General features: G+C 71.9%; 13 protein-coding genes. 2 read left to right on the top strand and 11 right to left on the bottom strand.

Annotation, left to right across the window (positions count from 1 at the left end; genetic code table 11):
• Positions 1-24: 24 nt before the first annotated feature.
• Complete coding sequence (gene der / locus ACFFIC_RS06990) at positions 25-1,365, top strand: ribosome biogenesis GTPase Der (protein WP_377049447.1); 1,341 nt, start codon at positions 25-27, stop codon at positions 1,363-1,365.
• A gap of 141 nt (positions 1,366-1,506) precedes the next feature.
• Here the strand turns inward: der and ACFFIC_RS06985 are convergent, their stop codons facing one another.
• The 5 genes from ACFFIC_RS06985 to radA all read right to left on the bottom strand — a co-directional run bounded on the left by ACFFIC_RS06985 (position 1,507) and on the right by radA (position 6,347).
• Positions 1,507-2,235: an SDR family NAD(P)-dependent oxidoreductase gene (locus tag ACFFIC_RS06985; RefSeq protein ID WP_377049446.1), complete on the bottom strand. Its 729-nt coding sequence runs from the start codon at positions 2,233-2,235 to the stop codon at positions 1,507-1,509.
• The gene (purF, locus tag ACFFIC_RS06980) at positions 2,232-3,725 is read right to left on the bottom strand and encodes an amidophosphoribosyltransferase (RefSeq protein WP_377049445.1); all 1,494 of its coding nucleotides are present in this window, start codon (positions 3,723-3,725) and stop codon (positions 2,232-2,234) included. Before purF ends, ACFFIC_RS06985 begins: the two co-directional genes overlap by 4 nt.
• Positions 3,726-3,729: 4 nt before the next feature.
• On the bottom strand, positions 3,730-4,302 hold the full coding sequence (locus ACFFIC_RS06975; protein ID WP_377049444.1) for a CvpA family protein: 573 nt from the start codon (positions 4,300-4,302) through the stop codon (positions 3,730-3,732).
• Positions 4,303-4,408: 106 nt separating this feature from the next.
• Positions 4,409-4,834, bottom strand: coding sequence for a hypothetical protein (locus ACFFIC_RS06970; RefSeq protein WP_377049443.1), 426 nt, complete (start codon positions 4,832-4,834; stop codon positions 4,409-4,411).
• A gap of 73 nt (positions 4,835-4,907) precedes the next feature.
• Positions 4,908-6,347, bottom strand: coding sequence for a DNA repair protein RadA (gene radA / locus ACFFIC_RS06965; protein WP_377049442.1), 1,440 nt, complete (start codon positions 6,345-6,347; stop codon positions 4,908-4,910).
• A gap of 124 nt (positions 6,348-6,471) precedes the next feature.
• Here radA and ACFFIC_RS06960 point away from each other — a divergent pair, with 124 nt between their 5' ends.
• A complete protein-coding gene (locus ACFFIC_RS06960; protein ID WP_377049441.1) occupies positions 6,472-6,870 on the top strand; it encodes an MAPEG family protein in 399 nt (132 codons plus the stop codon).
• A 4-nt stretch (positions 6,871-6,874) separates the two neighbouring features.
• On the opposite strand, the gene ACFFIC_RS06955 is transcribed toward ACFFIC_RS06960, so the two are convergent.
• The 6 genes from ACFFIC_RS06955 to ACFFIC_RS06930 all read right to left on the bottom strand — a co-directional run bounded on the left by ACFFIC_RS06955 (position 6,875) and on the right by ACFFIC_RS06930 (position 13,237).
• On the bottom strand, positions 6,875-7,957 hold the full coding sequence (locus tag ACFFIC_RS06955; RefSeq protein ID WP_377049440.1) for an SPL family radical SAM protein: 1,083 nt from the start codon (positions 7,955-7,957) through the stop codon (positions 6,875-6,877).
• The gene (locus ACFFIC_RS06950; RefSeq protein WP_377049439.1) at positions 7,947-9,002 is read right to left on the bottom strand and encodes a spore photoproduct lyase family protein; all 1,056 of its coding nucleotides are present in this window, start codon (positions 9,000-9,002) and stop codon (positions 7,947-7,949) included. The genes ACFFIC_RS06955 and ACFFIC_RS06950 overlap by 11 nt, the downstream gene beginning before the upstream one ends.
• Before the next feature lie 75 nt (positions 9,003-9,077).
• Positions 9,078-9,854, bottom strand: coding sequence for an ABC transporter ATP-binding protein (locus ACFFIC_RS06945; RefSeq protein ID WP_377049438.1), 777 nt, complete (start codon positions 9,852-9,854; stop codon positions 9,078-9,080).
• A complete protein-coding gene (locus tag ACFFIC_RS06940; protein WP_377049437.1) occupies positions 9,851-10,654 on the bottom strand; it encodes an MlaE family ABC transporter permease in 804 nt (267 codons plus the stop codon). Before ACFFIC_RS06940 ends, ACFFIC_RS06945 begins: the two co-directional genes overlap by 4 nt.
• On the bottom strand, positions 10,651-11,703 hold the full coding sequence (gene alr / locus ACFFIC_RS06935) for an alanine racemase (protein ID WP_377049660.1): 1,053 nt from the start codon (positions 11,701-11,703) through the stop codon (positions 10,651-10,653). Before alr ends, ACFFIC_RS06940 begins: the two co-directional genes overlap by 4 nt.
• A gap of 13 nt (positions 11,704-11,716) precedes the next feature.
• Entirely contained in the window at positions 11,717-13,237 is a 1,521-nt protein-coding gene (locus ACFFIC_RS06930; protein WP_377049436.1) for a replicative DNA helicase, read from the bottom strand.
• Positions 13,238-13,244: the final 7 nt, after the last annotated feature.

Genomic DNA, 13,244 nt, shown 5'->3' with positions numbered 1-13,244 from the left:
GCCCCGGCGGTGCTCTTGCGGCCTATGCTTCCCCGTATCGTCGTCATGGGCCGCCCCAATGTGGGCAAGTCCACCCTCTTCAACCGCCTCGCCGGGCGGCGCATCGCCATCGTGGACGACACGCCCGGCGTGACGCGCGACCGCAAGGAGGTGGTCGCGCGCATCGCCGGGCGCGACGTGCTGCTGGTGGACACCGCCGGGCTGGAGGAAGCCTCGCCCGACACCATTCCCGGCCGCATGCGCGCCTCCTCGGAGGCGGCGCTGCGGGAGGCGGACCTGATCCTGTTCGTGGTGGATGTCCGCACGGGCATGACGCCCGCCGACCGGAGCTTCGCGCAGTGGCTGCGGCGCCAGGGCAAGCCCGTGCTGCTGCTGGCGAACAAGGCCGAGGGGCGCCTGGGCGCCGCCAATTCGCTGGAAGCCTATGAGCTGGGCCTGGGCTCGCCGCTGCCGGTTTCCGGCGAGCACGGCGATGGCTTCGGCGAGCTGCACGACGAGATCCGCGAGGCCCTCCCGCCGGAGCCCGCGGAGGAGGACGAGGAGGACCCGGACCGGCCGCTGCGGCTGGCTATCGTCGGGCGCCCGAACGCCGGCAAGTCCACCCTGCTGAACGCCCTGCTGGGCGAGGAGCGGATGATCACGGGGCCGGAGCCGGGGCTGACCCGGGATTCGGTGGCGGTGAAGTGGATCGACGAGACCGGCAAGCCCGTGCGGCTGGTGGACACCGCCGGGCTGCGCCGGCGCGCGCGGATCACGGCGGCGCTGGAACAGATGTCCACCGCCGCCACCATCGCGGCGCTGAAGGAATGCGAGATCGCCGTGCTGGTGGTCGATGCCGTGCAAGGGATGGACGAGCAGGACCTGCGGATCGCGCGGCTGGCCGAGCGCGAGGGCCGGGCCATCGTGATCGCCTTCAACAAGTGGGACGCGGTGGAGGACCGGGCGGCGGCGCGGCGCAAGGTGGAGGACGTGCTGACGGCCTCCCTCGCGCAGCTCCGGGGCATCCTGGTGGTGCCGCTCTCGGCCGCGACGGGCAAGGGCGTGGAGAAGCTGATGCCCACCGTGCGCGAGGCCTACGAGACCTGGAACCGCCGCATCCCGACGGGTGCGCTGAACCGCTGGTTCGAGGACGCCCTGGCCCGGCACACGCCGCCGCTGGTGGAGGGCAAGCGCCTGAAGCTGCGCTACGCCACCATGCCCAAGGCGCGGCCCCCCACCATCGCGATCTTCGGGACGCGGGCGGAGATGCTGCCGGAGGACTACCGGCGCTATCTCGTGAACTCCTTCCGCGAGGCCTTCACGATGCCGGGGGTTCCCGTTCGGCTCAACCTGCGCGGGACGGAGAACCCCTACGCGGAGGAGTGATGGCGCTCAGGGCTGGTCCTCCCTGGCCCGCCCGACCGCAGGGGTGGCGACCGGCCGGCCAAGCTCGGTGCCGGCGCCGCGAAATCCCGGCGCCGGGGAAGTGACGGAAGGCACGGCCCGCGCTCCGGGCGTGCCTTCCGGTCAGGCGGCGCGGACGACCTGACCCACGCGCTCCTCGCCGGGCAGGCAGAGGGCGGCGATGCGCGGGGCGACGTCGGCGGGCTGGGCGATGCTGGCGGGGTCCTCGCCCGGCATGGCGGTGGCGCGCAGCCGGGTGGCGACGGGGCCGGGATCGAGCAGGTTCACCCGGAGGGGGGTGCTGGCGACCTCGGCGGCCCAGGTGGCGGTCAGGTGCTCCAGCCCGGCCTTGGTCGCGCCATAGGCGCCCCAGTAGGGCTTGGGCTCGCGCGCGCGGTCCGTGGTCAGGATCACGGCGCGGCCGGCATCCGAGGCGCGGAGCGGCGGGTCCAGGGTGCGGATGAGGCGCCAGGCGGCGGTGAGGTTGACCGCGACCACGTCGGCCCAGTCGCGCGGGGTGATGTGCGCCACCGGCGTCAGCGTGCCGAGGGTGCCGGCCGCGTGGACCAGGATGTCCAGCCGGCCGAAGCGCTCGATCACGGAGGGGCCGAGGGGGTCGAGCTTGTCGGCGTCCTTGGCGAGGTCGAAGGGCAGCAGGGTGGCGCTGCCGCCCAGGGCGCGGATCCGGTCGTCGGTTTCCTCCAGACCGCCCTGGCTGCGGGCGGTGAGGACGAGGTGCGCGCCGAGGCGGGCGAGTTCCACCGCAACCGCGGCGCCGATCCCGCGCGAGGCGCCGGTGACGAGGGCGACGCGGCCCTCAAGCGGCCGGCCCTCCGGCAGACGGGCGCTCATACGCCGTTCAGCGCCAGCAGGGCCGGCTTGCGCTCGGGGTGGCCCTGGAGGTCGGTCAGCGGGATGGAGTAGTCGCCGGTGAAGCAGGCGTCGCAGTAGCCGGGGTCGCGCGCGTCGCGGCCGCGGCGGCCGAGGGCGCGGTAGAGGCCATCCAGCGAGATGAAGGCGAGGCTGTCGGCGCCGATGATGCGGGCCATCTCCTCCACGTTGTGCTTGGCGGCGAGCAGCTTTTCGCGCTCGGGCGTGTCGATGCCGTAGAAGCAGGAATGGGTGGTGGGGGGCGAGGAGATGCGCATGTGCACCTCCTTGGCGCCGGCGCCCCGCACCATTTCCACGATCTTCTTGGAGGTGGTGCCGCGGACGATGGAGTCGTCCACCAGGATCACGCGCTTGCCCTCCAGCATGGCGCGGTTGGCGGAGTGCTTCAGCTTCACGCCGAGGTGGCGGATGCTGTCGGTCGGCTCGATGAAGGTGCGGCCCACATAGTGGTTGCGGATGATTCCCAGCTCGAAGGGGATGCCGGCTTCCTTTGAATAGCCCATGGCGGCGGGCACGCCCGAATCGGGGACGGGCACGACCACGTCGGCGTCCACGCCGCTCTCGATCGCCAGCTCCCGGCCGATGCCCTTGCGGGCCTCGTAGACGGGCGTGCCTTCCACCACGGAGTCCGGGCGGGCGAAGTAGATGTACTCGAAGATGCAGAAGCGGCTGGCGGTCTCGGCGAAGGGCTTGATGCTGCGCACGCCGTCGTCGTCGATGATGACGATCTCGCCGGGCTCGATGTCGCGGACGAACTCGGCGCCGACGATGTCCAGGGCACAGGTTTCGCTGGCGAGCACCCAGGCGTTGTTCTGGTCGGCGCCGAGGCGGCCCAGCACGAGGGGGCGGACGCCGAGCGGGTCGCGCACGCCCATGAGCGCGCCGTCGTGCAACGCGACGAGCGAGTAGGCGCCGTCCACCTGCTTCAGGGCGTCGATCAGGCGGTCCAGCACGGTGGCGTAGAGCGAGATCGCGATGAGGTGGACGAAGACCTCCGAGTCCGTGGAGGACTGGAACAGGCAGCCGCGGCGGACGAGCTGGCGGCGGAGCGTGAGGGCGTTGGTGAGGTTGCCGTTGTGGGCCACGGCGAAGCCGCCGAAGGCGAAGTCGGCGTAAAGCGGCTGGACGTTGCGCAGCGCCGTCTCGCCCGCCGTGGCGTAGCGGTTGTGGCCCACGGCGGCGCGGCCGGGCAGCCCCGCCATGACGCGGGCATCGCCGAAGATGTCGCCGACCAGGCCGAGTCCCTTGTGGGAGCGGAAGCCCTTCTCGCCGAGGGAAACGATGCCCGAGGCTTCCTGGCCGCGGTGCTGGAGCGCGTGGAGGCCCAGCGCGGTGAGGGCGGCGGCGTCGGGCGAGTTCCAGACTCCGAAGACGCCGCATTCCTCGTGGAATCCGTCGTCGTCGGGGTTGTGGGGGTCGCTCTCGAACGGGTTGGTCGTCAGGTCCGTCATGGGATCAGATCCTGTTCCGCGCGGGAGGGCGCAGGAGTTCTTCGGCGGTGGGGGCGCGGCCGGTGGACGCGTCGGGGAGGCGGGGGCGGTAGCGGGGCGGAAGCTGGCTGTTCAGCCAGGCCGCGCCGTCGGCGATCAGGGGCATGGAGCGGGCCTGCCGCACCGGGGCGGGCCAGAGGTCCGGATTGGGGACGAAGGCCCCGGCCGCGATATAGGCCACCAGGATCACCGCCACGCCCCGGCCCAGGCCGAAGACGATGCCGAGCGCGCGGTCGACGCCGCCCAGCACGGAGTTTCGCACCCCGCGGGCGATGAAAGCGATGATGATCTTCAGGATGATGAGGGTGACCACGAAGACCGTGGCCAGTGCCGCGGCGTCGGCCATCCACTCCTGCGGGAACAGGTTGGCGAAGAGGCCGCGCATGCCGTCCAGCATGAAGAAGGCGAAGAAGATGGCGCCCACCCAGGCACCCACGCCCAGCACCTCCCGGACGAGGCCGCGCAGGTAGCCGATGGCGCCGGAGACGGCAACCAGCGCGAGGAAGACGGCATCGACCCAGGTCATCTGCGGCGGCATATAGCGATGCGCAGGCGCGGCGTCACGCACCCGGCGGCCCGGCGGGTGCGGGGGTGGCATGTTCCCGCGCCATGGGACCGGGATGGACCCGGTGGGGCGGACCCTGCTAAAGGCGGAACGCCCGGGTGAGGATAAGGGCGGTGCCCCAGCCGAAGGTGCCGTTGATCAGGGCGGAGCGCAGCAGGGCCACGGTGTTGCCGCCCGCGAAGAGGGGCTGCCCGCGGAGCGAGGGCACGAGGGTCCAGCCGACCATGGCCGCGCCGAGGACGCCGATCAGGAAGCCCGCGAGCAACGCCGCCCCGCGCACACCGCGCAGCACGAAGGCGATGAGGATTCCCCAGAGGCCGCCCCAGAAGCAGAGGTTGGCGAGCGCCGGCACGCCCCAGGGCCCGACGGGGCGCAGCGACCAGGGGGCGTTCGGAACGTAGCCGGCCTTGTGCAGCAGCCAGATCAGGCCCTGGTGGAACACGACAACGGAGATCGCCGCCGCGACGAAGCCCAGCGCCGCCGTCCGCCCGACCGAGTTCCTCATGCCGTTCTTCGCCCTTCGCGATTCCCGCCCCGGACGGCATCACGCCGGACGGAGGGCCGCAAGGGGCCGGGCCTCACTCGGCCTCGGCCGGCTCGGGCTTCGCCTTTTCCTTTGCGCCCGGCTTGCGGGTGGCGCCGGCGGCGAAGGGGGCGACGAGGTCGGCGAGGTGCCCGGTTTCGCTCAGGCGTAGCCCCTCGGGCGCGGACAGGGCGCGGCCGCCGCGGGCGACGCGGCGGGGGAGGGTGGCGGCGGAGAAGCCGAGCTTGGCGGCCTCCCTGAGGCGAAGCTCGGTCTGGGCGACCTGGCGCACCTCGCCGGAGAGGCCGACCTCGCCGAAGAAGACGGTGTCGGGCGCGCAGGGGCGGTCGGTGGCGGCGGAAACCAGGGCGGCGGCGACGGCGAGGTCGGCCGCGGGCTCGTTGATGCGGAGGCCGCCGGCGATGTTCAGGTAGACGTCGTTCTGGCCGAGGCTCATCCGGCAACGGGTTTCGAGTACGGCCAGCAGCATCGACAGGCGGCCGGAGTCCCAGCCCACCACCTGCCGGCGGGGGCTGCCGCCCGAGGCCGGGGACAGCAGGGCCTGAATCTCCACCAGCACCGGGCGCGTGCCCTCCAGGCCCGCGAAGACGGCGGAGCCCGAAACGTTGCCGCGGCGCTCGGCGAGGAAGAGGGCGGAGGGGTTGGGGACCTCGGCGAGTCCCGTCTCGGTCATCTCGAAGACGCCGATCTCGTCGGTGGCGCCGAAGCGGTTCTTGGTGGCGCGGAGGATGCGGAACTGGTGGCCGCGGTCGCCTTCGAAGTAGAGGGTGGCGTCCACCATGTGCTCGAGCACGCGGGGGCCGGCCAGCGTCCCTTCCTTGGTCACGTGGCCGACGAGGACGAGGGCGAAGCCGCGGGCCTTGGCCAGCCGCCCCAGCTCGGCCGCGCAGGCGCGGACCTGGGAGACGGTGCCGGGGGCGGAATCGAGGCTGTCCAGCCAGACGGTCTGGATGGAGTCCATGATGACGAGGCCGACGTCGCGCTCCTCCTCCAGGCTGGTCAGGATGTCGCGGAGGGAGGAGGCGGCGGCGAGGCCGAGAGGGGCCGCGGCGACTCCCAGGCGCAGCGCGCGGAGGCGGACCTGCTCGATCGCCTCCTCGCCGGAGATGTAGAGGGTGCGCTTGCCGGCCGTGGCCACGCGGGCGGCGGCCTGCAGGAGGATGGTGGACTTGCCGATGCCGGGGTCGCCGCCGACGAGGACGACCGAGCCCGGGACAAAGCCGCCGCCGAGGACGCGATCGAGTTCCGCCATGCCGGTGCGGGTGCGGGGAGGAGGGGCGGAATGGCCCTTGAGGGGAACGAATTCGACGCGGCGGCCACCGATGGCCGCGGTTTTCGCGGGGCCGGGGCCGCGGGCCTCCACCACTTCCTCGGCCAGGGTGTTCCACTCGCCGCAGCCCTCGCACTTGCCCTGCCACTTCGCGTGGACCGTGCCGCAGGACTGGCAGACGAAGCGGTGGGAGGCTTTGGCCAAGGGGTGCCCGATCAGGAACGAAAGGTGGACACAGGGATGTAGCGCGGCGCGGGGCCGGAAAGAAGGGGTGGGGTTCCCTGCGCGCCCGAACCGGTTAGCCTCGGGCGGACAGAGCGAGGCGCCGATGACCCCTGAACTCCGCTGGCTGGCCTGGAGCGCGCTTCTGGGCTTCGTGCAGATCCTGGCCGCCGCCATCGCGACGATCCGCCAGCGCGAGGGCGGGCTGCAATGGGCGGCGGGGCCGCGCGACACGACGCCGCCGCCGCCGCAGGGAACGGCCGCGCGGCTGATGCGGGCGCGGGACAACTTCCTGGAGACCTTTCCGCTGTTCGTCGCGGCGGTGGTGGTGGCGCAGCTTTCCGGGCGCAGCGGGGCCCTGACGGGCTGGGGCGCGCTGATCTATTTCTGGGCCCGCCTGGCCTATGTGCCGGCCTATGCGCTGGGGCTGGCGGTGCGGCCGGTGGTCTGGGGCGCGTCGATCGCGGGAATCCTGATGGTGCTCTCGGCCGCGCTGTTCGGGTGAGGCCTCAGGTCCAGTAGAGGACCCGGGCCTGGGGCAGGTGGCGGGCGACGCTGCGCTCCAGCCCGGCGCGAAGCTCGGCCATCCGCTCCCGCGGGAAGACGTATTTGATCGAGCCGAACTTCGTTGTTTTCCGGGTGCGCTGCGCCGGGTCCATCTCGAGGGCGCTGCCGGGGTACCAGCCCTGGAGGATCTCGCGCGAGCCCTCGGTGAAGCGGTGGGTGATGAGTTCGACCGTGAGGTCCGGGTCCGGGGCACCGGACAGGGCGGCGCCGCAGTCGGCGAGCAGGGCGTCGTAGGCGGCCTGCCAATCCGGCAGGGCCAGGATGGGGGCCACGGTCAGGCCGATCCGGTATCCGGCCAGGGCGGCCTTGCGCATGGCGGCGAGGCGCCTGCTCACGCGCGGGGCGCCGCCCTCGAAGCGTTCGGCCGGGCGGGCGTTGACGGAAAAGCGGATGCGGGTGCGGCGTGCGTGCGGCAGGGCCAGAAGCGGGTCGATGGCGTCGAACTTGGTGGTGAAGCGGAGCTGGGCTTCCGCGTCCCAGGCGCCGAAGAAGCGGATGGTTTCGGCCAGGCTGCCGGTGATGTGCTCGATGCCCAGTGGATCGGTGTAGCAGGAGGCCTCGAAGGTGGTGCCCTCCGCCGCGCGGGCGGCGTTGCGGGAGGTGACCTGGCCCTGGCCGAGCAGGGGCGGGAGTTCGGCGAGGATCTCCGGCAGGTTGGCATAGGCGCGGATGATGGGCGGGCCCTTGAGCGAGCCGGCGAGGTAGCAGTAGGCGCAGTGGGCGGGGCAGCCCTCGGCCAGGTCGAAACGCCAGTCGGCGCTCGGCGGGATGGGCTGCGGGCGGCGGCGGCTGGGGGAGGCGGCGACGACGGCCATGGTGGTCTTGGCGTCGCGATAGGTGTCCGGCAGGCCGGTCAGGCGGTCGGCCTTCAGGCGGACGATCTCGGTGCCCAGCGCTGCGGCGCGCTGCGCCATCGCCTCGCCCTGGGGCCAGGAAAGGGCGGCAGGGGTGATGAGGAGGCGCTTGGGCACCCAGAGCGGGTGCGGGCGCGCCGGGGCCTCGGCGGCCAGGGCTTCAGAAGGCATAGCGCACCCGGCAATAGGGCATGCGGTCGGCCAGCAGGTCCTGGAAGCGGCGGAGCCAGCGGCCCTTCCAGCCCGTGCGGTAGCGCAGGTTCACGCCGCCGCCCTCCGAGAGCTTGGTTTCCTGGATGTCGGGGCGCCAGAGCAGCTCCTCGGCCTTCGGGTGCCAGGCGAGGTTGATCTCGTGCAGGCCCTCGTTGTGGGTGAGCATGATGATCTCGGCGGCGAGCTGGCTTTTCACCGCGTCGGGCAGGATGTCGTCGAGCTCGGCGAAGAGCTCCCCCCAGTCGGCCTCCCAGCCCTCCCGAAGGACCACGGGGGAGAAGTTGAGGTGGACCTCGTAGCCGGCCCGGTGGAGCTCGGGAATGGCGGCGATGCGCTCCGCCACGGGGGAGGTGCGGACGTCCAGCAGCTTCGCCATGGCGGCGGGCATGAGGGACATGCGGATGCGGGTGCGGCCCCGGGGATCGTAGGACAGCAGGCCCGGATTGGCCCACTTCGTCGCGAAGCTGCCCTTGGCGTTGGGGATGCCGCGGAAGGTGGCCACGAGGTCGCGGACGTTGTCGGAGATGAGGGCATCCACCGAAAGGTCGCCGTTCTCGCCGAGGTCGTAGACCCAGTCGCGCGGATCCACCTGGTTGGGCTCGGCCTTGGGGCCCTGGCGGGCGGCGTGGCGGGCGACGGAGGCGGCGATCTCCTCGATGTTGACGAAGACGCTGATGGGGTTGGAGTGCCCCTTGCGGCGCGCGACGTAGCAGTAGGCGCAGGCCATGGCGCAGCCATTGGAGGAGGAGGGCGCGATGAAGTCCGCGCTGCGGCCGTTGGGACGGAAGGAGAGGCCCTTCTTCACGCCGAGCACCAGCGTGTCGCGCTTGGCGCGGAGGAAGTCGCCGGGATCGGCCTCGCGCAGCTCGGGGATGCGCCAGTGGGAGGCGACGGGGATGCGCTCGGCCTCCGGGAACCGGGCGAGGATCTCGCGGCCGCGTGCATGGGCCTCGACCGCCGGTTCCAGATAGATACGGGCGATGTCGAGGAGGGGGCCGGTCATCCGGCTGGAGATATGGGGTGATGCGGCCGGGGCGACAGGGCGGCGGCCCTGCGTTTGCGCGTCGGGAGGGCTGCTTTAGCGCCTCAGTTCCATGGCGATGGGGCCTTCGCGCTCGCCCCGCGCGAACTGGTCCACCAGGGGATTGCCGGTCTCGCCGAGGGTTTCGGCCGGGCCGGTCCAGACGATGCGGCCGTGGTGGATCATGGCGGCCGTGTCGCCGATGCGCCGGGCACTGGCCATGTCGTGGGTGATGGTCACGGCCGTGGCGCCCAGGCGCTGGACGCAGTCCACGATCAGGCCGTCGATCACGGCGCCCATGATCGGGTCGAGCCCCGTGGTGGGCTCGTCGAAGAAGATGATGTCGGGCTCGGAGGCGATGGCACGGGCCAGCGCCACGCGCTTCTGCATGCCGCCCGAGAGTTCCGCGGGGGAGAGGTCCCCCACCGCGGCGTCCAGGCCGACATCGGCCAGGGCCTCGGCGGCCTTGTCGCGGGCCTGGGCGCGGGTGATGCGCTTCTGGGCGAGGAGCTTGAAGCAGACATTCTCCCAGACCGGCAGGCTGTCGAAGAGGGCGCCGTTCTGGAAGAGCATGCCGGTGCGGTCGAGCACCGCCTCGCGCTCACGGGCGGACATGGAGAGGACATCCCGGCCGTCGATCTCGACGGTGCCGGAATCGGGGGTGATGAGGCCCAGGATGCACTTGATGGTGACGGACTTGCCCGAGCCGGAGCCGCCCAGGATCACCATGGAGCTGCCTGGCATGACGTCGAGGTCAACGCCGTCCAGCACCTGCTTGGATCCAAAGGCCTTGCGGAGGCCGCGGAGGCGGATCTTCGGGACGGTGCCGCTCATCGGGCGAAGAAGACCTCGGTGAGCACGTAGTCGAGGGCGAGGATGAGGATGGAGGAGGAGACCACGGCGGTGGTGGTGGCCCCGCCCACGCCCTGGGCGCCGCCGCGGGAGGTGTAGCCGCACCAGGTGCCCATCAGCGCCACGATGAAGCCGAAGACGGCGGCCTTGGCCAGGCCGCTGACCACGTCGATCGCCTGCAGGAAGTCCAGCGTGGACTTCAGGTAGGTGGGGCCGGAGAAGCCGAGCTTGAGGGTGGCGATCAGGTAGCCGCCCATGACGCCGAGGACGTCGGCCACGAGCACCAGGAGCGGCATGGCCAGGGTGGCCGCCAGCAGCCGGGGGGTGACGAGGTACTTCACGGGATCGGTGGAGAGGGTGGTCAGGGCGTCGATCTGGTCGGTGACGCGCATGGTGCCGATCTCGGCCGCGAAGGCGGCGCCGATGCGCCCCGACACCATGAGGCCGGCGAGCACGGGGCCGAGTTCGCGCGTGATGGAGATGACGACCACGTTGGCGACCGCCCCTTCCGCCCCGAAGCGGGAAAAGCCGGAATAGGACTGGAGGGCGAGGACCATGCCCGTGAACACGGCGGTGAGGCCGACCACGGGGAGGGAGAAATAGGCGACCTCGATGAAGGCGCGGAGGAAGAGGCGGGGGTGGAAGGGCGGGCGGACGGCGTGGCTGATCGCCTCCAGCGCGAAGAGGGTCACGGCGCCGGCGGTGCGGCACAGGTCCAGCGCGGCGCGGCCAAGGGCGGCCAGCCCGTCCAGCGGGCGGGCGAGGAGGGAGGAGGCGTTCACGCGGCGCGCAGGTATTCGCGGCGGTAGCGGGCGCCGAGGGAGGTCAGCACCTCGTAGCCGATGGTCCCCGCGCGGGCGGCGACATCGTCCGGCGCGGTGCCGGGGCCGATCAGCTCGATCATCGAGCCGGGCGCGATGGTGGGGTGGTCGGTCACGTCGAAGGTTGTGAGATCCATGGATACCCGGCCGACCAGGGGCACGTCCCGGTCCTTGAAGCGGGCGGTCGCGTGCCCGGAGAGGGACCTCAGATAGCCGTCGGCATAGCCGGCGGCAACGGTGGCGATCCGGGAAGGGCGCGGGGCGGTCCAGGTGGCGCCGTAGCCGACGGGGGTTCCGGCCGGGATTTCGCGGAGCTGGAGGACCGGGACCTCCAGCCGGACCACCGGGCGCATGGGGTTCGGGCGGCCGGGCGTGGGGTTCAGGCCGTAGAGGGCGCAGCCGGGGCGGGCGAGGCCGGAGGCGAAGGGCGCGCCGAGGAAGAGGCCGGAGGAATTGGCGAAGGAGAAGGGGGCGGCGGGGAGGCGGGCGCGGGCGGCGGCGAAGCGGGCGGCCTGTTCGCTGTTCAGCGGGTGGGCGGGGTCATCGGCGCAGGCCAGGTGGGTCATGACGCAAAGGAGGTTCAGGCCGGCGAGGGGGGAGGGGTTTTCGGCCAGGGCGGCGGTTTCGGCGGAGGACAGGCCCAGGCGGGCCATGCCGGTGTCGATGTGCAGGATGGCGGCCGCGCCGGTGCCGGCCCAGGCCGCGATGTCGCCGGGGCTGTTCAGCACGGGGGTAAGGGCGGCGTCCTCGTCGGTGCCGGGGGCGAAGCCGTTGAGGACGGCGATGGTGGGGCCGGGGCCCAGGGCGGCGCGGACGGCCATGCCTTCCGCCGCGTGGGCGACGAAGAAGTGGCGGCAGCCGGCCGCGGCCAGGGCGGGGGCGACCTCGGCGGCGCCGAGGCCATAGGCGTCGGCCTTCACCGCCGCGCCCGTTTCGCCGCCGCCCATGGCCCTGTGGCGGTCGCGGAGCGAAGCCCAGTTGGCGGCGATGGCCGGAAGGTCGACAGTCAGGACGCCCGTGGTGTCAGCCGTAGTCGTTCTCGTCGTGGGTCTGGTCGAGGTCGCCGAAGCGGGTGAACTCGCCTTCGAAGAAGAGGCGGATGGTGCCGGTGGGGCCGTGACGCTGCTTGGCAATGATCAGCTCCGCCTTGTTGTGCGCCTGCTCCATGTCCTTCTGCCACTTGTCCGTGGCTTCCGTGAACTTCTCCGGATTATCGAAGGCCAGCTCCTTCGGCATCTTCTGCTGCAGGTAGTATTCGTCGCGGTAGACGAACATCACGACGTCGGCGTCCTGCTCGATGGAGCCGGATTCGCGGAGGTCGGCGAGCTGCGGGCGCTTGTCCTCGCGCTGCTCCACCTGACGGGAGAGCTGGGAGAGGGCGATGACGGGGACCGACAGTTCCTTGGCGATGGCCTTCAGGCCCTGGGTGATCTGGCTGATCTCCTGCACGCGGTTTTCCGGCCGGGTGCCGGCCGCGGGGCGCATGAGCTGGAGGTAGTCCACGATGATGAGGTTCAGGCCCTTGGTCCGCATCAGGCGCCGGCAGCGGGTGCGGAGCGCGGAGATGGTGATGGCCGGGGTGTCGTCGATGAAGAGGGGGAGGGTGGACAGCTCGCGGCTGACCTCCACGAACTTGTCGAAGTCGCGCTGGGCGATGTCGCCGCGGCGGATCCGGTCGCCGGAGACCCGCGACTGCTCGGACAGGATACGGGTGGCGAGCTGGTCGGCGCTCATTTCCAGCGAGAAGATGGCGACGCCGCCGCGGACCACGGCGTTGGGGTCCTTCTCCTGCGCTTCCCGGATCACGGCCTGGGCGGCCCCGAAGCCGATCTTCACGGCCAGCGCGGTTTTGCCCATGGCAGGGCGGCCGGCGAGGATCAGGAGGTCGGAGGGATGCAGGCCGCCGAGCTTGCTGTCGAGGTCACGCAGCCCCGTGGAAAGGCCCGAGACCCCGCCGGGGGTGGAGAAGGCGCGCTCGGCGAGTTCGACGGCGGCGGTGAGGGCGCGGTCGAAGGAGATCAGGCCGCCCTCGGCGCTGCCCTCGGTGGCCAGGTCGAACAGGGCCTGCTCGGCGGCTTCGAGCTGGGCCTTGCCGTCCAGGTCGGGCTCGGCCCCGAAGGCGCGGTTCACCACGACCTCGCCGAGATCCACGAGCTGGCGGCGGAGGAAGCAGTCGTGGATGACGCGGCCGTACTCGCCGGCATTGATGATGCCGACCATGGCCGTGAGGAGCTGGGTCAGGTAGGCGGGGCCGCCGACCTCGTCGAGGAGGCCGGAATGCTCGAACTCGGCGCGCAGCGTGACGACGTCGGCGAGCTGGCCGGCTTCGACCCGGCGCTGGATGGCCTTGAAGATGCGGCCATGGATGGGGTCGGCGAAGTGCTCGTCGGCCAGGAACTCCGAGACGCGCTCATAGGCCTTGTTGTTGGCCAGAAGCGCGCCCAGCAGGGCCTGCTCCGCCTCGGCGTTCGAGGGGGGCAGGCGCTGGGACAGGCCCAGCAATCCTGGGCCGGCCGGCTCCGCGAGGCTATCGAAGGCGTTCATGGGCCCA

Origin of the sequence: Muricoccus vinaceus, assembly GCF_042433125.1 — a bacterium.
Lineage (GTDB): Bacteria > Pseudomonadota > Alphaproteobacteria > Acetobacterales > Acetobacteraceae > Roseomonas > Roseomonas vinacea.
This window is presented reverse-complemented; position numbering and strand designations above follow the sequence as displayed.

What these genes read in the sequence shown, in the direction of transcription:
- der (WP_377049447.1), top strand. Translation starts at nt 25, where the DNA reads ATGCTTCCCCGTATCGTCGTCATGGGCCGCCCCAATGTGGGCAAGTCC.
- ACFFIC_RS06985 (WP_377049446.1), bottom strand. Translation starts at nt 2,235, where the DNA reads ATGAGCGCCCGTCTGCCGGAGGGCCGGCCGCTTGAGGGCCGCGTCGCC.
- purF (WP_377049445.1), bottom strand. Translation starts at nt 3,725, where the DNA reads ATGACGGACCTGACGACCAACCCGTTCGAGAGCGACCCCCACAACCCC.
- ACFFIC_RS06975 (WP_377049444.1), bottom strand. Translation starts at nt 4,302, where the DNA reads ATGCCGCCGCAGATGACCTGGGTCGATGCCGTCTTCCTCGCGCTGGTT.
- ACFFIC_RS06970 (WP_377049443.1), bottom strand. Translation starts at nt 4,834, where the DNA reads ATGAGGAACTCGGTCGGGCGGACGGCGGCGCTGGGCTTCGTCGCGGCG.
- ACFFIC_RS06960 (WP_377049441.1), top strand. Translation starts at nt 6,472, where the DNA reads ATGACCCCTGAACTCCGCTGGCTGGCCTGGAGCGCGCTTCTGGGCTTC.
- ACFFIC_RS06955 (WP_377049440.1), bottom strand. Translation starts at nt 7,957, where the DNA reads ATGCCTTCTGAAGCCCTGGCCGCCGAGGCCCCGGCGCGCCCGCACCCG.
- ACFFIC_RS06950 (WP_377049439.1), bottom strand. Translation starts at nt 9,002, where the DNA reads ATGACCGGCCCCCTCCTCGACATCGCCCGTATCTATCTGGAACCGGCG.
- ACFFIC_RS06945 (WP_377049438.1), bottom strand. Translation starts at nt 9,854, where the DNA reads ATGAGCGGCACCGTCCCGAAGATCCGCCTCCGCGGCCTCCGCAAGGCC.
- ACFFIC_RS06930 (WP_377049436.1), bottom strand. Translation starts at nt 13,237, where the DNA reads ATGAACGCCTTCGATAGCCTCGCGGAGCCGGCCGGCCCAGGATTGCTG.